Source organism: Paenibacillus tabacirhizosphaerae (genome assembly GCF_040812395.1).
In the GTDB taxonomy this organism is placed as follows: Bacteria; Bacillota; Bacilli; order Paenibacillales; family NBRC-103111; genus Paenibacillus_E.
Genome location: NZ_JBFNXH010000003.1, coordinates 252770 through 277054 on the forward strand (window position 1 = coordinate 252770; position 24285 = coordinate 277054).

At 47.0% G+C, this 24285-nt stretch carries 18 protein-coding genes and 1 pseudogene; 6 read left to right on the forward strand and 13 right to left on the reverse strand.

From position 1 onward, the window contains the following. Positions 1-33 precede the first annotated feature (33 nt). From ABRS97_RS06895 to ABRS97_RS06905, 3 genes are read left to right on the forward strand one after another with little or no spacing between them, the layout of a single operon-like run. Positions 34-1158, forward strand: a complete 1125-nt coding sequence (locus tag ABRS97_RS06895; RefSeq protein ID WP_367812306.1) for a peptidylprolyl isomerase — start codon at positions 34-36, stop codon at positions 1156-1158. 55 nt (positions 1159-1213) lie between these two features. Further along, positions 1214-2080 (forward strand): class I SAM-dependent methyltransferase, encoded by an 867-nt coding sequence (locus tag ABRS97_RS06900; protein ID WP_367812307.1) that lies wholly within the window; start codon positions 1214-1216, stop codon positions 2078-2080. A gap of 2 nt (positions 2081-2082) precedes the next feature. Beyond that, positions 2083-2808: an RluA family pseudouridine synthase gene (locus tag ABRS97_RS06905; protein WP_367812308.1), complete on the forward strand. Its 726-nt coding sequence runs from the start codon at positions 2083-2085 to the stop codon at positions 2806-2808. Here the strand turns inward: ABRS97_RS06905 and ABRS97_RS06910 are convergent. After that, entirely contained in the window at positions 2785-3195 is a 411-nt protein-coding gene (locus ABRS97_RS06910; RefSeq protein ID WP_483312428.1) for a MarR family winged helix-turn-helix transcriptional regulator, read from the reverse strand. The genes ABRS97_RS06905 and ABRS97_RS06910 overlap by 24 nt on opposite strands. Before the next feature lie 243 nt (positions 3196-3438). On the opposite strand from ABRS97_RS06910, the gene ABRS97_RS06915 reads away from it, so the two are divergent. Beyond that, positions 3439-3606, forward strand: coding sequence for a hypothetical protein (locus tag ABRS97_RS06915; RefSeq protein WP_367812311.1), 168 nt, complete (start codon positions 3439-3441; stop codon positions 3604-3606). On the opposite strand, the gene gyrA is transcribed toward ABRS97_RS06915, so the two are convergent. The 6 genes and pseudogenes from gyrA to ABRS97_RS06945 all read right to left on the reverse strand — a co-directional run. Further along, a complete protein-coding gene (gene gyrA / locus ABRS97_RS06920; RefSeq protein ID WP_367812313.1) occupies positions 3597-6038 on the reverse strand; it encodes a DNA gyrase subunit A in 2442 nt (813 codons plus the stop codon). The genes ABRS97_RS06915 and gyrA overlap by 10 nt on opposite strands. A gap of 24 nt (positions 6039-6062) precedes the next feature. Beyond that, positions 6063-8036: a DNA topoisomerase IV subunit B gene (gene parE, locus ABRS97_RS06925; RefSeq protein WP_367812315.1), complete on the reverse strand. Its 1974-nt coding sequence runs from the start codon at positions 8034-8036 to the stop codon at positions 6063-6065. Between the two features lie 30 nt (positions 8037-8066). Then, on the reverse strand, positions 8067-9059 hold the full coding sequence (locus tag ABRS97_RS06930) for an ABC transporter permease (RefSeq protein WP_367812317.1): 993 nt from the start codon (positions 9057-9059) through the stop codon (positions 8067-8069). A gap of 15 nt (positions 9060-9074) precedes the next feature. Next, positions 9075-10040, reverse strand: a complete 966-nt coding sequence (locus ABRS97_RS06935) for an ABC transporter ATP-binding protein (RefSeq protein ID WP_367812319.1) — start codon at positions 10038-10040, stop codon at positions 9075-9077. Between the two features lie 16 nt (positions 10041-10056). Beyond that, positions 10057-10869 (reverse strand): GDSL-type esterase/lipase family protein, encoded by an 813-nt coding sequence (locus ABRS97_RS06940; RefSeq protein WP_367812321.1) that lies wholly within the window; start codon positions 10867-10869, stop codon positions 10057-10059. A 142-nt stretch (positions 10870-11011) separates the two neighbouring features. Further along, positions 11012-11842, reverse strand: a pseudogene (locus ABRS97_RS06945) (ABC transporter ATP-binding protein); the annotation flags it as partial. Positions 11843-12077: 235 nt separating this feature from the next. Between ABRS97_RS06945 and ABRS97_RS06950 the strand changes: the two are divergent. Together ABRS97_RS06950 and ABRS97_RS06955 are read left to right on the forward strand one after the other, a co-directional pair. Beyond that, entirely contained in the window at positions 12078-12686 is a 609-nt protein-coding gene (locus tag ABRS97_RS06950) for a sigma-70 family RNA polymerase sigma factor (protein WP_367812323.1), read from the forward strand. Next, positions 12652-13668: a hypothetical protein gene (locus ABRS97_RS06955; RefSeq protein WP_367812325.1), complete on the forward strand. Its 1017-nt coding sequence runs from the start codon at positions 12652-12654 to the stop codon at positions 13666-13668. The genes ABRS97_RS06950 and ABRS97_RS06955 overlap by 35 nt, the downstream gene beginning before the upstream one ends. Positions 13669-14413: 745 nt before the next feature. Here the strand turns inward: ABRS97_RS06955 and ABRS97_RS06960 are convergent. The 6 genes from ABRS97_RS06960 to ABRS97_RS06985 form a co-directional block, all read right to left on the reverse strand. After that, complete coding sequence (locus ABRS97_RS06960; RefSeq protein WP_367812327.1) at positions 14414-18112, reverse strand: dynamin family protein; 3699 nt, start codon at positions 18110-18112, stop codon at positions 14414-14416. Positions 18113-18199: 87 nt separating this feature from the next. Next, positions 18200-18475, reverse strand: a complete 276-nt coding sequence (locus tag ABRS97_RS06965; protein WP_367812329.1) for an NAD/NADP transhydrogenase alpha subunit — start codon at positions 18473-18475, stop codon at positions 18200-18202. 25 nt (positions 18476-18500) lie between these two features. Further along, the gene (gene nth, locus ABRS97_RS06970; protein WP_367812331.1) at positions 18501-19172 is read right to left on the reverse strand and encodes an endonuclease III; all 672 of its coding nucleotides are present in this window, start codon (positions 19170-19172) and stop codon (positions 18501-18503) included. Positions 19173-19371: 199 nt separating this feature from the next. After that, on the reverse strand, positions 19372-22095 hold the full coding sequence (locus ABRS97_RS06975; protein WP_367812333.1) for an S-layer homology domain-containing protein: 2724 nt from the start codon (positions 22093-22095) through the stop codon (positions 19372-19374). Between the two features lie 20 nt (positions 22096-22115). Next, positions 22116-22706, reverse strand: a complete 591-nt coding sequence (locus ABRS97_RS06980) for a GerMN domain-containing protein (RefSeq protein WP_367812335.1) — start codon at positions 22704-22706, stop codon at positions 22116-22118. A gap of 91 nt (positions 22707-22797) precedes the next feature. Next, positions 22798-24279: an N-acetylmuramoyl-L-alanine amidase family protein gene (locus ABRS97_RS06985; RefSeq protein ID WP_367812337.1), complete on the reverse strand. Its 1482-nt coding sequence runs from the start codon at positions 24277-24279 to the stop codon at positions 22798-22800. Positions 24280-24285: the final 6 nt, after the last annotated feature.

A 24285-nucleotide genomic window follows, 5' to 3' on the forward strand; every position in this document is an offset into this window, starting at 1 on the left:
GAGAACGTATAAATGAGAGGTGGAAATTTAATCATGAAAGACAAAGTAAAAGGATTAATCGTAGGTTTAACGATAGGATCTTTATTAAGCGGGACTGCCGCTTTTGCAGCCAGCAGCCAAATTGATGTCGCCTTCCGAAATCTTAAGTATATGTTTGACGGTGTTGAAAAAGCACCTGCGGAGGGGAAAGGATTTATTTATGAGGGTTCGACTTATGTCCCCCTTCGGTTCGTGAGCGAAGCGCTCGGTAAACCTGTGGAGTGGGATGAGGAGAATGAAACCATTTGGATCGGCAGCAATCCGCGTCAAATCGTCGCCACTTACAAAGACGGAAAAGTGACGAAAGCCGATTACGACACTTACGCAGCGCTTCAAACATTTTTTGACCCGAGAGCAGCTACTTCTCAAAACAACCCGGAGTACCAACAGTATTTGGTTAAGGATCTCATCCAAAACAAAATTTTCTCAAGCAGAGCAACCGCTGATGAGCTCAATACGGCGAAAGCCGACGCTGACAAACAAATCACGGCATGGAAAGCGCAAGTTACCGAGACGAAATTCAGCGATGATTTGAAGAAAGCCAAGCTGACCGAAGGGGATCTTCACAATTTTCTAGTCGTCAGCCTCAGCGCTCAAAGCTATATCTCCTCCCTTATCACCAATGATGCCCTGCAAGCGAAATATGATGACACGCTAAAAACTGACAAAGCGGTTTATACAACGGCATCCGTTCGACACATTCTCATTAGCCTTAACGACAGCACAACAGGCAAACCGCTTCGTACCAAAGAAGAAGCGCTTGCACGCGCCAAAGTGGTGCTCGATAAGCTGAAAAATGGCGGTGACTTCACAGCACTTGCAAAGGAATACTCGGAAGATCCAGGTTCCAAGGATAATGGCGGCCTGTATGAGAATGCTGCTGTAAGTGATTGGGTTCCTGCATTTAAAAAGGCTGCGCTCGAATTATCTCTCGATACGATCAGCGATCCAGTAGAAACTGAATACGGCTACCACATTATGAAAGTGGAATCGCGCAGCGTCAAATCGTTCGATTCGGTGAAAGATCAATTGAAAAGTCAGCTCGTCCAGGAAAAAACAAAAAACTTCACTGAAAAAGAACTGCCTGGCTTGATTGAAAAGATCGATTTAGGTCAATAAATGGTGTACAATGGTTGTTTGACAAAGTATAAAAAGTTGAAGGATGGATTGCAGCATGTTTTATGCAAAAGATTGGGCCGATTATGAGCTCCTGGATACCGGCGACGGCGAAAAGCTGGAGCGTTGGGGCACCTATGTGCTGAGGAGACCAGATCCTCAGATCATTTGGCCGCTCGTCAAAGAAACATCAGCTTGGCGCGAAGCCGATGCGCATTATCACCGCAGCACCAGCGGGGGCGGGCAATGGGAGAACCACACTGAGCTGCCGGAACGCTGGACGATTACGTATGACCAGAAGCTGACGTTCTATATTAAGCCGACAGGCTTCAAGCATACGGGACTGTTTCCGGAACAGGCCGTCAACTGGAAATGGATGATCGAGAAAATACAAGGCGCAGGCCGTCCGATCAAGGTGTTGAACCTGTTCGCATACACAGGCGGAGCTTCTCTGGCTTGCGCTTACGCGGGCGCAGAGGTTTGCCACGTAGATGCCTCCAAAGGCGTAGTCCAATGGGCGAAAGAGAATTTACATTTGTCGGGGATGGGCAGCCGTCCTGTGCGCTTCATTACAGACGACGTGTTCAAATTCGTGCAGCGGGAACAACGTCGCGGCAGCAAATATGACGCGATCATTATGGACCCTCCTTCCTATGGAAGAGGCCCGAATGGAGAAACCTGGAAGCTGGAAGAGGATCTCTACCCGTTCATTCAGACCTGCATGTCCATTTTGACAGACAACCCTTTGTTCCTGCTGATCAATTCCTATACGACCGGCATTTCGTCGACCGTTCTGCACAACATCCTCTCCATGGCGATGAAGCAAAAGCATGGCGGCACGATATCCAGCGGTGAAATCGGACTGCCGATCACCCATTCCGGCTTAATGCTGCCTTGCGGCATTCTAGGACGCTGGGAGGCGTAAAGGTGGCAGGACCAAAAGATATATCGGAGGCTTCACAGATTCCGATTTTGTTCGAAGACAACCACATTCTCGTGGTTGAGAAGCCCGTCAACATGCCGACGCAGGAGGACGACTCGCGCGATCCTGACCTGCTCAGCGTGCTGAAGGCTGATCTGAAGCACCGACACCACAAACCAGGCAACGTCTACCTCGGGCTTGTGCACCGGCTTGACCGTCCCGTTGGCGGCGTAATGGTATTCGCCAAAACGTCAAAAGCCGCGTCCCGGCTATCGGACGCGGTAAGAACAAGGCAGCTCGACAAGACGTACGTCGCTGTCGTGCACGGCAAACCGCCGCAGCCGTCTGCAACGCTGCGGCATTGGCTTCGCAAGGACACGCGGACGAATACGGTCAGCGTGGTGAGAGAAGGCCAGCCGGACGCCAAGGAGGCCGTGCTGGACTATCGGGTGCTCGGCAGCTCGGATGGGCTCAGCTTGATCAAGATCAAGCTGCACACCGGGCGGCCGCACCAGATTCGAGTACAGCTGACGGCCATCGGCTGCCCGCTTTACGGCGACCAGCGCTACGGAAGCGCGGTCAACAAACCAGGCCAGCAGCTCGCGCTCTGGTCGACTGAGCTTGCCTTTGAGCATCCAACGCTCAAAGACGAGCTGCGCTTCCGGTCGTACCCTCCCGAGCAGCATCCGTGGTTCTTGTGGTCAGAGCTAATTCGCGACCTTCCCCAATAAATAAATAAGCAGTTTCTGATTATGGGCGGAAACGCGACTGAGGTAAGAATCCAACAGCTGTTCACGGATTCGGCTGCCTCTCTCGCATTCCGCCTTTCCTTTATCCGTCACGTTGACCCAGACGATCCGGCGGTCCTTCTCATCCCGTTCACGTACAATCAACTCATTCTTTTCCATTCGATCAAGCAGCGTTGTAACAGCGGCTGGTGTCGTTGCTAAATATTCAATGAGATCTGACGGCTTCATCCGCTCATTGGATAAGAGCAGTTCCAGAACGCCTAGTTGTCCTTCCGTTAGCGAAGGCGACAAGCCAACTTCCATCTGAGATTTCAATTCCTTGGACAATTTCAGCCATATCTTCCCGAATTCATCGGAATACACGCACATCATCTACCTTCCAGAATAATCCTACTTGGAGTATACCACGACCTCTCTTCGGTTTAAAGGTTAATGGCGTTAATATTTTCTGACAATACCTGCGGTTCCGGCAGGACATGCTGTCGAATCGGCATGATTGAAGAGCCTTCAATGGGAGTCTTGTCATTTCATGAACACATAGGCTTCTCCTGTCATATACTGTGGCGTAAGCGCAATAGGCTCGTATCGATTTTCACAAAGGAGTGATTCCCGTTGGAAGCTTGGAAGCTGGAACTTGGCAAAAAGGCACTGGAGTCTGGCATATTAAAAGACCCGCAGTGGCTGGATCGATTAGACGAACCCATGCCCCTGTGGGTCTTATTGGAAATTGCGTTTCAACTCATTGATAAACTGGATCCGCCTTCGATCTCCTACGATTGAGGAAACCGTAGAATATCTAGAATGGATTCCGTTTTCGACACAGGCACTAACTGCTTGCCTTGCGATTTGCGATCTTCCAGAGGTGCCGTCTCCGTTGAAAAGCGAAGTTTTTCTCCATTGCTCATAATGGCAGTTATCGTATAATCCATTTTCACAATAAAGGTACGAATTAATGCCGAACCATTCGGCCTTACCCGCTTGCCTTCCTTAAATTCAAAGGTAAGAATGCCTTTGCCTCCACGTCCTTGAATCGGATAATCAACCACTAGCGAGCGTTTGGCATAGCCTAGATCCGAGATGACGAGCACTTCTCCCTCATCGCCATAGATCCATTCCGCCGAGACGACCTCATCGTCTTCCTTGAGCTGAATGCCGCGAACTCCTGCGGCGGCTCGACCCATAGGATTCACTTCCTCTTCGCGGAACCGGATACTCATTCCCTGCTTCGTAACTAGCAGTATTTCCTTCGAATTGTCGCTTAAATACACTTGCAGCACTTCATCTTGTTCGCCCAGCTTACAAGCAACGATTCCGTTTGAACGGTTCGTCATGTACTCTTTTAGCTCCGTTCGCTTCACTTGCCCTTTTCGCGTAACGAAAACGAGTGATTTTCCCGGATCATCAAATCCTTTGACAGGAATTACGCTAACGATGCGGTCTTCCTTCGCAATAGGTATCACATTCACGATTGCGGTTCCGTTTTCTTTCCACTTGTACTCAGGCACTTGATGGACAGGCAGCAGGTAGTACTGGCCTTTCTTCGTGAAGATCAACATATTCTCAATCGTATTCACGTCAAGCAGGAAGCGCACATAGTCGCCTTCCTTCAATCCGGTGTTTTCAAGCTCTCCGCCGGATCGCGTGAAGGACAATTTGCTTGTTCTCTTCAGATAGCCCTCGTTAGACAACGTTACCAGAACGTCTTCCGGGGTTACCATGACCTCCAGATTCACTTTGAGCTCTTCGACCTCACCTTGAATGTCGGAACGGCGGTCAATGCCGTATTTTTTGCGAATATCGCCAATCTCATCCTTGATCACACCGAGAAGCTTCTTCAAGCTGCCTAGAATTCCGCGTAAGTAAGCAATTGTCTTCTCCACATCGCGAAGCTCTTTCTCCAAAGTAGTGATCTCAAGATTGGTTAAGCGATAAAGTTGTAAGACGAGAATCGCATCTGCTTGACGCTCCGAGAATCCAAACTTCGCTACGAGGTTGTTCTGCGCATCCTGACGGTTCTTGGACGCTTTGATCGTTGCGATCACCTCATCCAGGATATTCAGCGCCTTGACAAGCCCTTCCAACACGTGAGCACGATCCTCGGCTTTCTCCAACTCATATTGAGAACGGTGCGTAACAACTTCCTTCTGATGCTCGATATATGCTTCGAGAATCTCTTTGAAGCCAAGCTGGCGCGGCGCTTTATTGACGATAGCGACCATGTTGAAATTGTAGGCCACTTGGAGATCTGTCTTCTTGAGCAAATAAGCCAGGATGCCTTGAGCATCCGCTTCTTTTTTTAATTCAACCACGATCCGCAGACCGTTCCTGCCGCTTTCATCACGTACTTCTGCGATACCTTCTACCTTTTTCTCCAGACGAATATTTTCCATCGCTGTGACTAGGCGGGCTTTGACCACTTGATAAGGAATTTCGGTAATGACAATTTGCTGTCTGCCGCCGCGCATGTCCTCAATGGCCGTTTTCGACCTTATGTAAATCCGGCCTTTTCCAGTTCGGTAAGCATCGCGTATGCCTTCATCGCCCATGATGATTCCGCCCGTAGGAAAGTCGGGTCCTTTAACAATCGTCATGATCTCTTCCATGGTGATTTCTGGCTTATCAATCATCGCAATACACGCATCGATGACTTCACGCAAATTGTGCGGAGGAATTTCAGTGGCGAATCCGGCAGAAATCCCGCTTACCCCATTAACAAGCAAATTCGGATAACGAGCAGGAAGCACCACAGGCTCCTTGGTCGAATTATCGAAATTGTCTTTGAACATAACCGTACGCTTCTCTATGTCGCGCAGCATCTCCATCGCAATTTCCGACAATCGCGCCTCGGTATAACGCATTGCCGCCGGCGGGTCATCGTCGATGGAACCCCAGTTGCCATGACCGTCGACTAGCGTATGGGCCATTTTCCATGGCTGGGCCATGCGCACCATGCCATCGTAAATCGAAGCATCACCATGCGGGTGATAATTCCCCATCACGTCACCGACGGTTTTCGCCGATTTGCGGTACGGTTTATCATGTGTATTTCCTGAATCATACATGGCATACAGAATGCGCCTTTGTACAGGCTTCAAACCGTCTCTAACGTCAGGAATCGCGCGATCCTGAATAATATATTTGGAATAACGGCCGAAGCGATCGCCAACGACCTCCTCCAGAAAAGCAGGCAAAAACTGTTCTAACATACTCAACCTTCAGTCACCACTCTTTTTGGTCTACTCTACATATTCGGTAAAATCGACATTTTCCATAATCCATCGTTTACGAGGATCTACTTTATCACCCATTAATGTCGTTACGCGCCGCTCTGCTTTGGCCGCATCTTCGATCTGGACTTGGAGCAAGATGCGTGTTTCCGGATCCATCGTTGTTTCCCACAGCTGCTCCGGGTTCATCTCCCCGAGTCCTTTATAACGTTGCAGCTCGCTGTTTTTTCCGAATTCCTTCATCACCGATTGCAGCTGATCGTCCGTCCAGGCATAACGATGTGCAGTGCTTTTCCCACCTTTTTTCGTCACTTTATACAGCGGAGGCTGTGCAATATACACTTTACCGGAATCAATTAAAGGTTTCATGTAACGATAGAAGAATGTTAACAGCAGCACTTGAATATGCGCGCCGTCCGTATCCGCATCCGTCATAATAATAATTTTACCGTAATTCGTTTCATCGGACTCGAATTCCGGGCCAACGCCAGCGCCAATTGCGGAAATAATCGCCTTATACTCATCATTCTTCAAGATGTCGAGAAGCTTCGCTTTCTCAGGATTCATTGGCTTCCCTTTGAGCGGAAGAATCGCTTGATGTTTCGAGTCGCGTCCTTGCTTAGCCGAACCGCCAGCTGAATCGCCCTCCACAATGAACAATTCATTGCGCTGCAAATCTTTGGACTGTGCAGGTGTCAGCTTTCCGTTCAAATTGGAACTTTCGCTCTTCCCTTTTTTGCCGTTACGGATTTCCTCACGGGCTTTACGCGCAGCTTCACGCGCTTTCGATGCTTGCACAGCCTTTTTCAACATCATTTGTGCGATTTGCGGGTTTTCCTCAAGAAACACGGCCATTTTATCCGAAACAATCGCATCGACTACGCTTCGGGCAACAGCACTGCCGAGCTGGTCTTTCGTCTGACCGACAAACTCTACGTCACCCATTTTGATATTGATCACGACCATCATGCCTTCGCGGAGATCCGTACCGTCCAAGTTCTTATCTTTTTCTTTGAGAAGCGCTGCTTTACGGGCATATTCATTCATGACACGAGTGTATGCGGTTTTAAAACCGGTTTCATGCGTGCCCCCGCCTCGTGTCGGGATCGAGTTCACGAAAGAAGCAATCGTCTCCGTGTAGCCGTCATTATACTGAAGAGCGACTTCCACTTCAATTTCATCTTTCTCTGAAGCGAAATGAATGACGGGATGCAGAACGGTCTTTTCTTCATTCAGAAATTCGACAAACTGGCTCGCTCCGCCTTCGTATTGGAACGATTCCTGCTTATCCGTCCGGTCATCCTTCAAATTAACTAGCAAACCGGAATTCAAGAAAGCAATTTCCTGCAGACGCTCAGATAGTGTGTCGTAATTAATCGTTGTACCGCTTTGAAAAACACGTTTATCGGGTTTAAATGTTACTTTCGTGCCTGTCCGATTCGTGTTGCCGATCACCTCGAGTCCTGTAACTGGCTCTCCAACATGCTCGATGCCGGAATCGTCCACCCAGTACTCGAAGCGCATTTTGTGGATTTTACTGTCTCGGTATACCTCTACTTCCAGCCACTCTGACAGTGCATTCGTCACGGAAGCGCCTACACCGTGAAGCCCGCCTGACTTTTTATATCCCGCACCGCCGAATTTCCCCCCAGCGTGCAGAATCGTGAACACGACCTGCGGAGTAGGAACCCCTGTTTTATGCATCCCGGTTGGAATTCCTCTGCCGTTATCCTGAACGGTGATCGATTGGTCTTTATGAATGGTCACACTGATTTTAGAACAATGCTTGGCGAGATGTTCGTCAACCGCATTATCCACGATCTCCCAGATCAAATGGTGCAAGCCTGACGTGCTGGTGCTGCCGATGTACATACCCGGTCTCTTCCGCACCGCAACAAGGCCTTCCAGCACTTGAATGTCATCTGCATTATATTCCGAAGCCGGGGCATTTCCATTCGCAAATAATTCTAGCTGCTCGGTCATCGAAGCCCTCCTTTTAAACTAAACACATCATTAATTTAAAACATCTTTACGTGTAAATACAGAGAATGAAACGATTAAGGAAGCGATCGCCCATATCGATAAAACACTAAGAGAAAACGTTAAATCCATCCCCTTGATCGGCGGAAGCCCACCGGTCAAATATTTCGTGAGGTCTAAATTGACCATGAACAAATATTTGGCTGTTTCCCATGAGGATACCATATTAGAAAGGATTGTCCCAGAGATTAATACCGCGAGCATAACACCCATGCCAGCCGCTGTCGAGCGAATCAGCACAGAAAGCATAAGCGACATCAAGGCTACAACCAGCGCGGAGAACCAGACCAAACCAAGTTCCATGAGCAAGAAGAACCATTGATCCACCGCTCGGACAAGGCTGAAATCCACCTCTGTGCCTGTTAATTGAATGCCAGTAAAAACGGGCATCGTCCATCCGTTATATCCGAAAACAACGCCTGAAATCAAGTAACAAAGCACCGCTGTGGACAAAACCGTCAATGAAGTAAAGAACACAACCGTAATTAATTTACTCATTAGGATTTTCCAACGCCTGACCGGTCTTGTCAACAATAATTTAATAGTCCCCGTAGAATGCTCCGATGATACGATATCGGCAGAAATGACCATGATGATGAGCGGAATAAATAAACCTACCGCATTTTTGACAAATTCGCGAGTAAAAGTCACCGCATTAGGTGAACTTGGATCCACGTCTTTTTCCAAATAATAATTGGCGATCTGTATTTGCACTTGTAACTGCTGCTTCCATTCATCCGGTGTGCGTGCAGAGCTGAGACGTTTTTCCCAATCCGCAATTTTCTGCCTTTGATCGGCTTTCCAATCCGTGGTTCCGAATTGCTTCTGCGTATTCTGTGCGACTCGCATTTGCGCGTAAGTAAACATAGGAATTAAGGCAAGCAGAATAAGTAAAATGACATAGAATCGCTTCTTCTTCATCATTTTGATGCATTCATTTTTCACAAGCGGATATATACTATTCAATTCCATCACCCTCCCCTATTCGATTTTCTCACCTTCGGTTAGGCTCAAGAACAATTCTTCCAGCGTTGGGTTTTTGATTTCTACAGCGTAGAGGTTAATTCCTGCTTCTACTAATTGCCGAGTTATTTGCGGAACATACTCCTGATTCATATGAGTTACGATTTGCTTAACGGATCGCTCGGTTGCATGACTGTTTTCCTGCGAAATCTCCTCGATGTCCGTTACGTAAGGAGAAGCAAGAAACACTTGTTCAGCAAGCTCAGCGGGTACAACAGACCACACTACTTTACCGCCTTTTGCGACAAGCTCTTCGACAGAGCCGACTTTAATAACTTCGCCGTGGCTTATAATCGCGACGCGATCGCACATTTGCTGAATTTCACTTAACAAATGGCTGGACACGAATAAACTTAGCCCGCCCTCGGCTAATCGTTGGATAAACTCTCTCATTTCTTTGATTCCCTGTGGGTCGAGGCCATTGGTCGGCTCGTCCAAAATCAATAAACTTGGCCGTCCAAGAAGTGCTTGCGCGATCCCCAGCCGCTGCCGCATACCAAGCGAATATGTGCGAACTTTATCATGAATGCGCCCATCCATGGAAACAATCTCCACAACCTCAGCAATTCGTTTCTCATCCACGTCAGGCAGCATACCGGCGAAATGCTCCAGGTTCTCCCAGCCTGTCAAATATGAGTAGAGCTCCGGGTTTTCTACGATACAGCCCACATGCCGAAGCGCTTGATCATGCTCCCTGTGAACATCATACCCGCAGATATGTATAGACCCTTCAGTCGGGCGAATCAAATCAACGAGCATCCGAATGGTCGTCGTTTTACCCGATCCGTTAGGCCCAAGGAAACCGAAAATTTCTCCGGCATAGACATCGAACGAAATGCCCTTAATAATCTCTTTATTTTTAATGGATTTCTTGACATTTTTCACGGATAATACAGTCCGAGTTTCATTGGCAATCTGTGCCATGTGAGCGACTCCTCCCCTACCTCAAAATTTGCACAATGCGGTCAGCTATGCGCTCATAACCATCTCCATTAGGATGAAAATGATCGGCAGCTGACAAATATTTAATCAAATTTTGCTCAAACAGATCATAGGTGGGAACAATGACCATATTCGGGTAGACATTGCTCATTTCAAAAACGCGGTTGTTCCAGCGCTGCACAATGAGTGAACCTTCGCGATTAGGATCAAGATCCAAAAAAGGATGATAGAGTCCGACATACATGATAACGGCGTTCGGATTGGCCTTGTTAATGGCTTTCAGCACTTGATCTACCCTCTCTAAAGCAGGATCAATCCGTTTAAGCGCAGCGTCCGGATTGAATTCCTGCTTCTCGCCTTTAAACATGTCTTCCCCGCCAGCGAAAAGGTCATTGCCCCCAATCGTTAAAAGCACGATATCGGCTTGCGCCAGCGCATCCTGAGTTTTCTTCAAAGCCAAGTCCGTAAGCAACTGATCGCTTTTGTATCCAGGAATCGCCAAATTATTCAACACAAAAACCGGCTTTCCGCTTTGGAGCTCGAGTTTTTCCCGGACTCGTCCTACATAGCCTTTGCCTGTGTTGTCGCCTGTTCCTGCAGTGAGCGAGTCGCCAAGCGCCACAATTTGCAGTTTACTTTTCGCTTCAATCACAGTTTCTTTCTTTGGCGCTGTAGTTGAAATAGCAAGGTCTCCCGATGCTTTCGGAAACCAAATTTGATTCGCTGCATAGGCAAAGCCTACTGCAAAAACAATCGTCGATATCGAAGCCGTAAGGCCGATAGCTCCCCAGATAAAGCGAGATGATCTCAAGCGAGTCCCCTCCTGCGAATAATGGCATAATTCACTATAAGATTATAGCTTCTTGGTTGATATTGCAAACTTGATATCTCTACAGTTCCTGCGAACAAAAAAAACTGCCTGAGCGCAAATCGCGTTCAAGCAGCTTTTATTCCTAACCGGCATCCTGCAAAAATTTGTACTGGGCTTGTATCAAGCCATAGTAAATTTTCTTCTCTTGCATCAATTCTTCATGATTGCCGCTTTCCATCATACTTCCGTGATCAAGCACGATGATTTTATCTGCGCCCCGAATTGTGGATAGCCTGTGAGCGACAATGAAAGAGGTTCGGCCAGCGAGCAGTGTTTTGAGCGCTTCCTGAATCTTCAGCTCGGTCTCCGTATCGATACTTGCCGTTGCCTCATCTAGGATAAGCACTTGCGGATTCGCGAGTAAAGCTCTAGCAAACGAAGTCAGTTGCCGCTGTCCCATAGAAAGCACATTGCCGCGCTCCTGCACTTCCATTTCATAGCCTTGCGGCAAACCCATAATAAAGTCATGCGCGTGAACGGCTTTTGCCGCTTGCTCGACTTCCTCATCCGTCGCATCGAGACGGCCGAAACGAATATTGTCGCGAATGGTGCCCGAGAAAATAAACGTATCTTGCAACACGATGCCGATTTGCGAACGGAGACTTTGAATCGTCACTTCGCGAATATTTTGACCATCGATAAGCACGCGTCCTTCTACAGGGTCATAGAAGCGGCACAACAGGTTCATAATGGTGCTTTTGCCTGAACCCGTATGGCCGACTAAGGCTATGGATTGCCCTGCCTGTACATCCAGATTGATGCCCTTAAGTGCCGGTCGGCCTGCTTCATATTCGAACACAATATTCTCAAATGCAACATGACCTACAATGCTAGGAAGTTCTCTGGCTCCGGGCAGCTCGGCAACCGTTGGCTTTTCATCGATATATTCGAAAATTCTCTCGGCCGAAGCCAGGATACGAGGATTTAAACGATTAAATGACCATAAATTCACAAAAACTAGCAAGAATCCGCCCTATTCTTGGAAATCATCCCGATACCCTAAAATGTAAGCCCTTACATATAAACGCATACTAAATAGCGTTCTCTCGGCAAGGATTTCTAAAAAAGATCACGAAACCTAATACTGAACTTTTTTCAGGAACCGGACCAAGATAGTACGAAATAACCAAACAGGAGGCCGGCCGCCCATGACAGAACAAGAATGGCAACAATCCTTGCAACGGATGAGTCAAGGCGATCAGGACGCTTTTCGCCGCGTATATAACGAAAGCCGTGAGCAAGTATATCGCACCGTAACTCTGCTGATGACAAACAAAAACGATATTTGCGATGTGGTCAGCGAGGTTTATGCAGAGCTGTTTCGATCGATCCCCAAATACGATGCCAGATGGGCTTTTCGCGGTTGGCTAAACGGCATTATCGTCAGACAATGCCGTAGCTGGAACCGAAAATTGTGGCGCAAATGGCGATTATTCGAACGAAGCAAGCTATTGGAAAATCACGAAAAAGAACCTGGCTCCGAAGAAATCTTCATGCGCCAAGAAAGCAAAAATGAACTCTTTCAGTTGTTACAAGTGCTCTCCTATAAACACAGAAGTGTGTTGGTATTGCGTTACTATCAAGAATGTTCTTTTGAGGAAATTGCTGACATCTTAGAAATTCCCGTCGGTACGGCCAAATCCAGACATCATAATGCTTTGGAGAAGCTTCGCCTTTCGGCTCACAGCTTTACATTTCAATCCATGAAGGAGGATTCCCCACATGTCTACTCAGCAACAACTAAAAACAGCGTTTAAGCAAGTTACAGATCAATTGCACCCTCCCAAGCAACTGGATGCAAAAATCGAACAACTATTTCATACAAATATCGTCGATAACCAAGCAGTTCGATCGGAAGATACAGGAAGGAAACGTCCCTTCTCCCTCTTCCAAGGCAGCAAACGAAAAATTGTTATTTTAGCGCTCGCATCCATGCTTCTGCTTTCAGGTGCGGCCTATGCATCACAACTGCTTTATAGTTTGAATGGCAAGGGCGTCCAGCTACAGGTAAGCAAAGAATCCGCCATAGATCTTAGCCATAGTGAATCCGTGGCGATCTACAACGAACTGCAGCAAGTAAAGAGTCAATTAGCTGACAAGCAATCCGCATTTGTCTACTTACGACCACTAGCTGAACGTCAAGTGCCTGCTCTTTTGCTTGTCCAGCAACCCGTCCAATACAACGTACTGAATGAATGGAAGGCAGCTGTCGAAGCCATTTATCCAACGCTCAAAATGCCTACCGATCTGCCAGAAGGATATTCGTTTGCCGCTGGACAATTACAAAATTGGATCGGTGTTTACTCTCCAGATGAAGCAAAGTCCTATGAAAGCAAATTAAGCAAGAAATCTCAGAAGGGTTCTTCTGGCATCACTTGGGAAAAAACACCGGACAATCGGCCAGCTCTATCTTCTTTAGACAGTCCCGGGCTCATTTACCGCAATCATGCATCTCAACAGCTTGAAATCAGGTATCAAATCTTTCCCCAAACGGATGGAAATATTCAAATAAAAGGAATGATCAATGAACAGGCGAAAGCCGAACCCGTAAATCTTCGCAATCAAACGGCGGGTTATTATGTCGCGAATGATAACAATTTCTCGAGTGAGAACGGCTACTTACAATCCTTGCAATGGATTGAGAATCAGAACAACCATACCATCCTTTACACGATATCCACGTCCTCGCCTACGATTGCTTTAGAGGATCTTCAGAAAATGGCAAATTCCGTCCAATGATGCAAGGATGATTAAGACAAGGACCTGAGGCTGCGCCTCAGGTCCTTATCTTAATCCATACGTCGAGGCATGGGGATGGTTTTCCCCCGAACCCATTCCCTCTGTTCATCTTTGAGTTGCCTTCTTCTTCTCTTTTTTAATTAACCTGTCTTCCATCCTGTATTCCTGCGCATGAACGTCCCTGTAGGAGTAAGATTCAGGGTACATTTAGCCTCCGCAAGCTTCGCAAAAAACCGAAAGGGTACTGCCGGACCGCCTTTTCCCCATGCACAACGATATTGACGGAACTACGATACCTTATTCCACGGCAACGCCTCTTTTCTCCCCCTGAAGAGGAACTAGGGTGCGTTAAATGAGCGAAAACGTGCCTAGAACCCAGCATTTCCTGCTCATAACGCACAGTAGTTCCGCGAAATGTCTCTACAACCGAAAATACTGCCTCATAAGGCATCAACGTTCCGCTCACACATGCAAAAAGACGATCTATCTCAGATTGACGCGACATTTCAATGATCCAAACCCGCTTTGGCACTTTCAGATTTTCAACGTCCATCCTGTCAATGCTCGTACCACACGATGCGTGCGGAACCTCTCAGCGCTGCGAGCTCGTCGCGCACATGAACTTGACGACATATACTTTCTTATTCTATTTGAGAGAGTATCCTTAACGCTTTAATTCTGTAAAGGATTTAACCATTCTGAACAAAAAGGACCGCCCCCCTTGATGGGGACAGCCCTCTTCTTATTAATTAACAAGAGCCTTTAATTGATGCTGGATATCGATCAGTTCATTCAGATCGATCTTCATTTGCAGCGCATCGAGATTACCTTGCGTATGCTCGCTCAGTTGCTGCAGCATGTTATTTCGCAAATTCACAAGCCATGTTTCCAATTGTTCGGCATACGCCACTTCAAGCTCCGAAGTTTGTTCTTCAATTAAAGCAGAAACTGGGGCAGTGATTCGGCTTTCCAATTCCGTTCTTAGCTTGCTTTTGCCATCACCCTCAAAAAACTGCTTCGCGTTTTTAAAATAACTTTGCAGCAGCTTCAAAGACACATCTGCCACTTCCAGCTTGGGTGTAACCTCAGGCGTTCCAAATTGGTTCGTTTCATAGGAGCCGCACTCGAATCCTTCGATCAGTTCCGAAAGCTGCGCTTCCCAACGACGAGCTCGATTGCCGCTAAACACATTCAATTTATTTTCTACTCGGAGTGTAGTCGCCAGCACTTCCTGGGATAAATCGAAAACGATCATGCGCAGCAACTCGCCCCAAGCCGACTGCAAGGCTTGCTTCGGATCCCGCGCTTCTTCGCGGAAGGTCGAAGGATTAAATGCATAATTATACAGCTCGCCGAAACGGAACATCGTTCTCTGTTTCACGTAGTACAAGAGTTCTTGAATTTCTTTTTTCATTTCTTTTAATTCCGGTGCAAAATCGCTCTCCTGGAGAAGCTGTACCCCTACTTGCTCATCTCTTTGAAGATCAGCTATTTGTTGTTTTCGCTGCTCTTCCCCCGTTTGCGCTCGCTCCATCCATTGCTGCATCGTCTGAATAGCGCGACTCAGCTCCAGATTAGCCGCGTGAATCGCGACATCGCTTAGTTCGTTAAACGTAAATTGAACAAAATCTTGTTCAAATGGACGAATGCCCGATTGCGTAACCAAAGCTTCGTTCCCCGTTATCTTTCCTTCCGCAGCTAAATAGCTGGAGATGGGATATATGCGCGGATTCCGGATGCCATGCTGCACCAGGTTGTTTTCCACATGCTTGACTACACCTTCCAGCTCATCTGCACTTGATGCCAAATCCGCCGCATTGACGATAAAAAACATTTTATCCATTTCAAAGCTGTCTTTCACACGTCCAAGCTGCAACAGGAACTCCCTGTCGGCTTGCGAAAAAGCATGGTTATAATACGTAACGAAAAGAATCGCATCAGCGTTCTTTATATAATTAAACGCTACGCCTGTATGGCGAGCATTAATTGAATCGGCTCCTGGCGTATCAACAAAAATAATACCTTGTTCAGTTAAATGATTTGCATAATACAATTCAATAAATTCGACAAAGCAGGATTTAGATTCATCCGCCACATAGGCCGGGAATTCATCTTTCGTAATTTTGAGTTCGGTGCCAAGATGACTCTCCGCTGATGACCAGCCCTTCTCTACAGCCTTCAAGAATGAATAGTGAGGCTTCCCCTTGGCTGTCACATCGGCCGGAGACAAGGCGCTTATGCGCTTCAGAGCAGCCGACATATCTGAAGCTTGTACCCCAAGCAGCTCCAAAGAGTACAAAACATCCTGCTGGATGGCATCCGCAGCTTTCATTTTGACCTTGGCCGTCCCATGCGGCCAGCCTTCCTGCGGCGGCATGATCTTATTGATCGCCGCCGTTGTCGGGTTCGGCGACACCGGCAAAACTCGTTCGCCAATAAGCGCATTGGCGAACGAGGATTTCCCGGCGCTAAACGCGCCGAACAGCGCAATAGTGAACGTCCGCTCACGCAGACGTTCTGCCTTGCCGCGCATGGAGCGCGCGATCGACTTCATCGACGGCAAGCCGTCGATGAGGGTCGAGGCCGCTTGCAGAGCGGCGGCCTTGCGCTCCATGCGCCCCACGTGTTCACCCGAAGTGAACACGGAAGGCGTTGCCGCTGCCTCCACTGTGGCAGCAGATGAACTTCCAGCGGCTGCCACTGCCGTAGCAGCGGCCTGCAGGATCGTGCCCATGGAGGTCACATGCAGCGGAGCTGCTTCAAGCTCCTCCATGGCCGTGAACTGCAGCAAATCAGGCAGCGCCGGCGGAAGCGGCTTCCGCCAGCTGGCCATTTGCAGCAGTTCAGCCTGCGCAGCGGCCTCGGCTTCCACGAGCCGCTGCAGTTCTTGGCAGGCGCTGAGACGCTCATTCAGCGCCGCCAGCTCCCCAGCCAGCACGTCAGCCGCTTGCTGGGATCGCTCGCGGACCGCAGCCGCGAGTTCATCAATGACCACAAACGCCTGTTTGCGGTACTGCTGCTTCAAATCGGCTGCGACCTGTTTGGTATAGTTAAGCGTGTATTCGCCCCCGAACACTGCGCCTGCATGTACTTGTGCCGCCAGCCATTCCGGCGTCACATCGACCTTAAGAGCTTCAATCTGCGCAATCAGAGAAGGATTATGCAGCCCTTGCTGCTGAGCAGCCTTCTTAAGGGCATCGCGCAGATGCCAGTCGAGCTGGGCTTCCACTTGCTCGGCGAGATCCGCCTGAAACGCCAGCAGCCGTTTCTCCGTCTCCGCTAGCGTCTGTGCGGCACGCGAGAAGAAACCAACCTTGAACCCCGGCTTGCGGCTCTCCAAATAGAGTTGAGCCTGATCCCGGGTCAAGGCTGGCGTAATATTGGCATTCTCAATGATGACGCCAATTTCTTTACGCACAGCTGCAGTAAACACCTCCGGCAGCTCCCTTAGCTCCTGCTGCTCGTGCTGCTTCGTATTCGCTTGTTCTTGCACTGCCTGCACGTCGCCATCTTGGCTAATTTGCTCCATGAGCTCCGCCTTCTGCGGTTCATTTTGCTCAGCCAGCCATTTGCCGTGCTCAGTCGCCAGATACCGCGCTGATGCGTCAATGCTATAACTACGCAGGCTTTCGCCGCGCTCAATAAGGCCGTTTAACAGCCATCGCAGTTTAGCATACTCATTATGCGGATGACCCGGCTCTTTCATAGTGACATACAGCAAACCATCCGGTTCAATTCCCCAGCTATGGAAAGCTTGCTTAGTCCCCTCTTGATATTGGCTAAAAGGCAGCTCCCATTCTTTATGCTTATCAATCATATTCACAACTAAATAAAGCGGTTTGCCCCACTCTTTCATCTTTTTCGTGAACGCAAGATTCACCTCGGACTGCACGTGATTATAATCCATCACATAAACAACGACATCCGCTAAATGCAGCGCAGATTCGGTTGACTGATGATGAGCATCGTCGGTAGAATCAATCCCCGGAGTATCCAGCAATGCAGAATGCTCGCCCAGGAAGGGGATTGGATACGTAATCTCAACCGTTTCAATATCCGTACCGTTGACGCAGTATGCCTCCAGCTCCTCGAGAGCTATCGTCTTCTGCCTTGTTCGGTTACCGGACATTTCCACACTTGTTTCTTTTTCACGATGTGTAACATGAGCGCCAGGCTTTCCATTCCGAATGCTAACAATATTCGCACTTGTGGGAATAGGACTGGACGGCAGCAAACCATGTCCGCAGAGCTGATTAATAAGCGTGGATTTTCCTGCTGAGAAATGTCCGCAAAAGGCAATATTCATTCGTTCCGAACTTATTTTATCGAGCAACTGCCCGAGCTTGCTCGCGTTATCCCCATCTCCGGCTCGGTGTAGTACGACCTGCATCTCTTTTATCGCACCCGGCATACCCACCAAGCTTGCATCTAATAATTCATTCATCGTCAATCTCCCCCAGCTAGACTAGCCATAAACAGACTTTCTCCACATTTGAATGTCGTGGCAGAAAAAAATCTCCGCAAGGGAGATTTAGGACATAACCACTTTTTCGTTTTCTGGCAAAAAGATTTCAAACACATCGCGATGTTGCAAAATCGTGATGTCCGAATCTTTATCTTTCATAACAACGACTTCTGGCTTCGCTTTCATTTTGTCTATGTAGTTTTGTGGAACCTCACCGGATTCGCTGACGGTTACACCTTCGATAACTTTTTCTTCATTTTCTTTAAGTGGCGTATTAATCACTTGCTCATAGATATCAGAGAACAATTCGAAACTGTTGGTGTATACGGCGATGCATTTCATTTCCATCCCATCCTTTGTTTGCATATCATTTGCTTGTAATAGTTTTCCTAGTTTTACTTGTTTTCATACGCTTTTTGCCCTCTCGGCAATTGTCCAACAGCGGACAAACGTCACACTGCGGATTCTGTGCTTTGCAGTGATACCGGCCAAAAAAGATCAGTCGATGATGAGTCTGCGTCCATTCTTCGCGTGGAACCTTCTTCATCAGCTTTTTCTCAACTTCAAGCACGGAATCTTCTGCTCCCACAAGACCGAGTCTTTTGGAAACACGCTCAACATGAGTATCCACCGCAATTGCAGGTACGCCAAAAGCGTTCGATACGACGACATTTGCAGTCTTGCGCCCTACGCCTGGCAGCTCGACTAATTGTTCATGCTTCTCCGGAATTTCACCTTCAAACTTGTCCAGCAGCAACTGACATAATTTTTGGATGTTATTCGCCTTATTCCGAAACAAACCTATTCGGCGAATATCCTGCTCCAGTTCCTCGAGAGGAACGGCCAAATAATCTTCAGGACGCTTATATTTCTGAAACAAGGATTGCGTGACCTTATTAACGGTTTCGTCAGTACACTGTGCGGACAAAAGCACAGCAATGGTCAATTCAAACGGATTGCTGTGATGAAGCTCGCAATGCGCATCCGGGAACAACTCGCCAATCGTATCTAAAATGTGCCTAACCAACTTCTGTGTCATATTAATTCTTCCTTACGGCGTAATATTCTCCAGTGTAGCGAATTGTAGCGGTAGAATCAATGCTTGAAAGCGTCAAAATGCGAACATTTTATAAAAGTTACATATTTTTTTTATTCAGCCAACAAAAAACGAACCGTCTGCATGAAAGAGACATGCTCCTAATCAAACAGACGGATCATTTCCATTATTTGTTCAAAAATTACTGCTTATCAAGCTCAACAATTTTATCGTCCAGCACGTAAACCATCAGAATATCGCCAGCTTGGAAGGAGGAAGCCGTTAATCCGTCAGCACCTTTATGATAATAGGCTCTAGGGAACAGGTTATAAGTTGTTTTGTCGCTGCCTAGTGTTGCTTTAAAACTCATCTGATTCACAATGTTATTGTAACTTGCGAATTCTCTCTTTGTTGCTGCGGCAACTTGAATCGTTTGCTTACCACTGGCATCCTTCATCACTTGCACGCGATCGCCTACTTTGATGGAAGAGAAGTTCATCGTCCCCCCGCCATTCACTTTTACCACATAATTACTGCCTGCATTAATGACTTGGCTCTTGCCGGAGAAATCCTGAACAGTTAAGCTTGCGCTCGCAGCGTCTATAGCCGTCACTTTGCCGCGAATCGCATTAATAAGTTCCGCTTTCACAACCGTAAGCCCTTTGAACGTAAGCTTCACATACTCATCCGTCACAAAATCAGTCATTGCGCCTGTACTCTGATCTTCTTTAATAATCGGCACTCCGTCAAGGCTAACGACACTAGTCACGTTTGCTTCGTCCGAAACCGTAATTTGTTTGCCTAGTACATTACCTAGAACCATTTTATACAACGCCGTCTTGCTCGTCACAAGCTTCGTTACGATCGTTTGATCGAAGCTCAGAATGAGACTAATATTCTCGCCAACCTTCAAATCAGATAGCGTGCTGTTTGGTTTATTAGCGACTTCAACTACGGGCGCATAAGTAAGCTTAAAGCTTAAACTTTGTCCACTATCTGTTTTCAAAGTAATATCGCTAGTCGTTAGATTCAGCTGTGTCAAAGTACCGTCTAGCTGCGTCGACATTTGGATTTGCGTCACATTATTTTTGGATACAAGCAAATCGACATATTTACCTGTTGTAAATGTAGTCGCGAAATTAGCGAATGGCAGCTTCATCCCTGCATACATAATGGTCATACTTTCCGTTAACTGGTATGCATGCGGGACACCGGAATTATCTTTTACCGTCAAAATCTTCGTTGTTTGATCGTAGGAAATAATTTTAGCAAAGTATAAGTTCTCAATCGAGCGGTTCGTTACACTAATTTGTGTCACTTTATTGTTCATAACATCCAATTTCAACTGATCCCCAGGAGATATATCATAAATACTGGCATTGGTCAGGCCGCTGACATTCACCTGCACATTGTCGCCGAGAAGATACGAGGCTAATTGTCCTCCTGCTGTTTTGGTAATCGTAAGGTACGTTTTATCATCACTTAGCGCTTTAAGTGTGCCTTCTACACTTGTGCCAACATCTGCCTGTTTTTTAACTAAGACCTTAATGATTTCACTATTTTTCACCGTATATTCGACCGAATCTCCCACATGTAAGGAATTGATGTCAATCAAACTATTATCAGGCAATGTGGCGATCAGATTGCTTGAGAAGCCGAACGTTTCAGGCTGTCCTGAAGTTCCATCAAGAACTGTGATCTGCATGGCATCTTTATTCAATACTTGAATGGAGCCAGTAGCCGTCTTATTCACTGGAACTTGTTTAACAACGATGGAAGTAAATTTATCTCCTTTAACAATTTTACTCTTCCTAATTTGAATCGTACTTCCATCAACGATGGAAGCAAGGCTAAGGCCTCTGCCGTCCGCATCTGTAACCGTAACATCGGAAGCAAGATCATAGCTTTCATAATCATCCAGCGTTGCTTTCATGGAAGTCATGTTAAGCTTTAATAATTTCCCCTCATGAATGTCCATTTGCAGTTCATCATTTAAAACTTCAACATAATAGGCCGTTCCATTCACTTGTACAATAGAAACTTCATATGTTTCTTGAATCGTGTTGGAAGCAATCGGATTATCATCTTTTTTTCCGTAAAAAGATGCGTTTGTGGATAGTTTATATGTACTTGTATTTCCGTCTTTATCCATGATGCCGATCGTGCCACTCGTCAAGCTGGTTAAATACCCTTTTACTACACGAGATGGAAGGGTGTCTAGTTCTTTCTGTGAGCGACTCAGGAATGCCGCCATTTGAGCGCGTGTTACCGCACCTTTCGGCTGAAAAGAGCCATCTTCAAATCCATTAACAATTTGCAAAGCGACAGCCGAATTCACATAGCCTAAGGCAGAATAGCTTATTGCGCTGTTATCTGTGAATGCGCTTGGTGAAGATGACATGCTTTGAGCAAGCGAAGCTTTGCCAATGGCACGGATCACAACCTCTGCTACCCATTCTCTAGTCGCCTTCTTCTGGCCCCACTTCTCTTTAGACGTGTCGCCTTGCGCTCTCGATTTTTCTTCCTCGTTAGTAATCAGTCCCTTTTGAAGGGCAACCGCCACATAGTTTCTGAAGAAAGAATCCACTTGCATAAAATCAGGGAAAACCGTAGAAGCGGTCATGGCCTTAACTTCATCGTCAAGCCCCATCATTCTTACTGCCATAACAAGAACTTCTTGCTGTGTGACTGAGTTTTCAGCCCTATACGCACCATCCTCATAACCTTCAATAATGCCTTCCAGAGCAAGTTTGGAAATGTGACGAATCCCCCAATAATTTGAACTTACATCAGGAAAAGATAGCTTGACTAAACCTAAATTTGAAGATGATGTATTGTTGGTAGACTCTGCAAAAGCCGGCGTTGCGGCTAGGCTAGTCACGATCAAAGAACTAAGAATAGCGCTTGCTAATTTTCTGTTTCTCATCTTTTGTATAAACTCCTCTTCTAGTTGGATTCATTCGATCTTTTGATTGGAAAAGGAAGCTCGAGATGTCCCATTAAGCTTTCCACTTGTTTCCCATCCTTGAGTACAAATAGCGACTTCACTTCGGGAAATTGGAAAACTGTTTTCTTCAAGGCTTGCAGAAATAATTCTTCGCCAGGCGCTCCCATTTGCGTTTTCGGGCCAAACTTGAGGTCAATCTTGAGTTCTCCTTTGGCTTTGTCAAAAGCAACTGATGTAAATTTCATATCATCAAATAAAGTAAGTGCCTTAGCATCATCGCTCTTTGTAAGTACGTTTAACGCGGCTTCATAAGGGGTGCCATCCAGTTTATAGCTGATTTCAACTTCTTTTTCGACTAATTTCATCTCATCTTGATCGCTGTAATAGGCCTTTACCTTTTGATGCTTCATTGCATCAGCCGTTGGTGTCGCAGCAGGCTGCGGACTTTGAACGACTGGCGCCTCGGTATTCATCGTCGGTTGTGGAGTAGCCCCACCGATCAACGCTACCTTCTGGCCGCAACCAGCTACCGTTAACGTGATGGCACTTACAAGAAGCGCCCCTTGAATTAGGCGACTTGTTTTTGTCATCTCATTCACTCCTTAGCGTTTTCCGTTAGAAAACTTGCTTCATATTCATTGCTGAGCTTTCTCTTGGAAAGCCGATCTCGTTGTTTGAAGCTTATTTGAGGTTCAGGTATTCTTTAATCGCAGTTACGAAAGAGGCAGCTACTTTATCCTGAAAAGCTTCATTGTACATGGCGGCTTCATCGTTTTTATTGGACAAATAGCCAACTTCAACTAGCACAGCAGGCATCGTCGTTTTTTTAATGACCCGGAAGTCCGCTGCGCGTACTTTACGATCGGTGAACCCCGTTGCAGGAACCACATATTTGTGAATAACATTGGCAAATGATAAGCTTTCAGGCCGATTATAATAAGTTTCTGTCCCTGAAACACTAGCCTTGGCGCTATTGCCATGAATAGACAGGAAAAGATCGACTTGTTTCTCATTCGCATAAGCGACACGATCGTCCAGCTCAACAAATGTATCATCGGATCGAGTCATTAAAACCTCGACACGCTTGTCCTGCGATAGAAGCTTCGTTACTTTCTTCGCTGTTGCAAGTGTAAAATCCTTCTCATGCTTCCCAGTTATAGATAACGCACCTGGATCCTGATCGCCGTGTCCAGCGTCAATGACAACTCTCAAATGATGCTCTTCAATCGACGCAATCCATTGATTCGATGGTTTAGTCGTTTGAACCCGATAGTCGGCAGTTTCCTTCAAATCCAAAATAATACGAACCGTTGCCGGATTGTCCGAAAAATTGGAAAACCGAACTTTTTGGACAAGCGGATGCTTGGACGGCAATTCGCCTGCATTATTGTTTAACAACTTTGCGAGTGACTCATCTAGTTCTGTATTTGGAAAATCGAATACGATTCGATTAGGGTTCACTAGCTTCAGCATCGTCGGCGCAAGCGAGCCATCTTTTGCTTTGACAATAATGTCTTTCTCCGATAATTCAATTGAAGTCACCAAGTGTGCATTCGGATCAGGCGTTTTACTGCCTGCCTCCGAACCTGTTCCCGCAGGCGGCTTCGTTCCCGTTGCAGGCGGCGTAGGTGTGACTGTCGCTGGCGGCTTGACTTCGCCTCGAGGTTTATCTTCTTGATCGTTATCATCCGGCGGAGCGGTGACTGGTAGAGACGTCGAGTCATCTTTTTTAAACATATGCACAGAATTCGTCAGCGCATCCCAGTTGAACTCGACGCCAAGTTGTTCACCGACATAGCGAAGCGGCAGCATCGTGCTCCCATCAGTAATGACAGGGGCTACTTCCAAGGTTTGCTTCTTGCCTTTACTCAAAGCAACCTTGCTATCGATCGTGAGTTGAAGATTCATCTCGCCTTTTGAAATCGTCACTTTACGGGTCGCTTCATCCCATGCAACCTTAGCTCCAATTTCTTCAGCGATAATCCGCACAGGCACAATCGTGTTGCCGTTTACAATTCGTGGCGGCACTTCGACAGATGGGAGCAGCTTTTCATTCATATACAGCTTAATTGCCTTTGGGGAAGCTTCAGCACCAAAAGCATATGTAGGCAAAATCAACATAAATACAACGAGCGTCAAAAAAATAGCAGGTAATCTCATCATTCACCT

Excerpts from the sequence above, each read along its gene's own strand:
- ABRS97_RS06950 (WP_367812323.1), top strand. The coding sequence starts at position 12,078 with ATGACAGAACAAGAATGGCAACAATCCTTGCAACGGATGAGTCAAGGC.
- ABRS97_RS06895 (WP_367812306.1), top strand. The coding sequence starts at position 34 with ATGAAAGACAAAGTAAAAGGATTAATCGTAGGTTTAACGATAGGATCT.
- parE (WP_367812315.1), bottom strand. The coding sequence starts at position 8,036 with ATGACCGAGCAGCTAGAATTATTTGCGAATGGAAATGCCCCGGCTTCG.
- ABRS97_RS06910 (WP_483312428.1), bottom strand. The coding sequence starts at position 3,195 with ATGTGCGTGTATTCCGATGAATTCGGGAAGATATGGCTGAAATTGTCC.
- ABRS97_RS06980 (WP_367812335.1), bottom strand. The coding sequence starts at position 22,706 with ATGACAAAAACAAGTCGCCTAATTCAAGGGGCGCTTCTTGTAAGTGCC.
- nth (WP_367812331.1), bottom strand. The coding sequence starts at position 19,172 with ATGACACAGAAGTTGGTTAGGCACATTTTAGATACGATTGGCGAGTTG.
- ABRS97_RS06975 (WP_367812333.1), bottom strand. The coding sequence starts at position 22,095 with ATGAGAAACAGAAAATTAGCAAGCGCTATTCTTAGTTCTTTGATCGTG.
- ABRS97_RS06955 (WP_367812325.1), top strand. The coding sequence starts at position 12,652 with ATGTCTACTCAGCAACAACTAAAAACAGCGTTTAAGCAAGTTACAGAT.
- ABRS97_RS06985 (WP_367812337.1), bottom strand. The coding sequence starts at position 24,279 with ATGATGAGATTACCTGCTATTTTTTTGACGCTCGTTGTATTTATGTTG.
- ABRS97_RS06935 (WP_367812319.1), bottom strand. The coding sequence starts at position 10,040 with ATGGCACAGATTGCCAATGAAACTCGGACTGTATTATCCGTGAAAAAT.
- ABRS97_RS06960 (WP_367812327.1), bottom strand. The coding sequence starts at position 18,112 with ATGAATGAATTATTAGATGCAAGCTTGGTGGGTATGCCGGGTGCGATA.
- ABRS97_RS06965 (WP_367812329.1), bottom strand. The coding sequence starts at position 18,475 with ATGAAATGCATCGCCGTATACACCAACAGTTTCGAATTGTTCTCTGAT.
- ABRS97_RS06900 (WP_367812307.1), top strand. The coding sequence starts at position 1,214 with ATGTTTTATGCAAAAGATTGGGCCGATTATGAGCTCCTGGATACCGGC.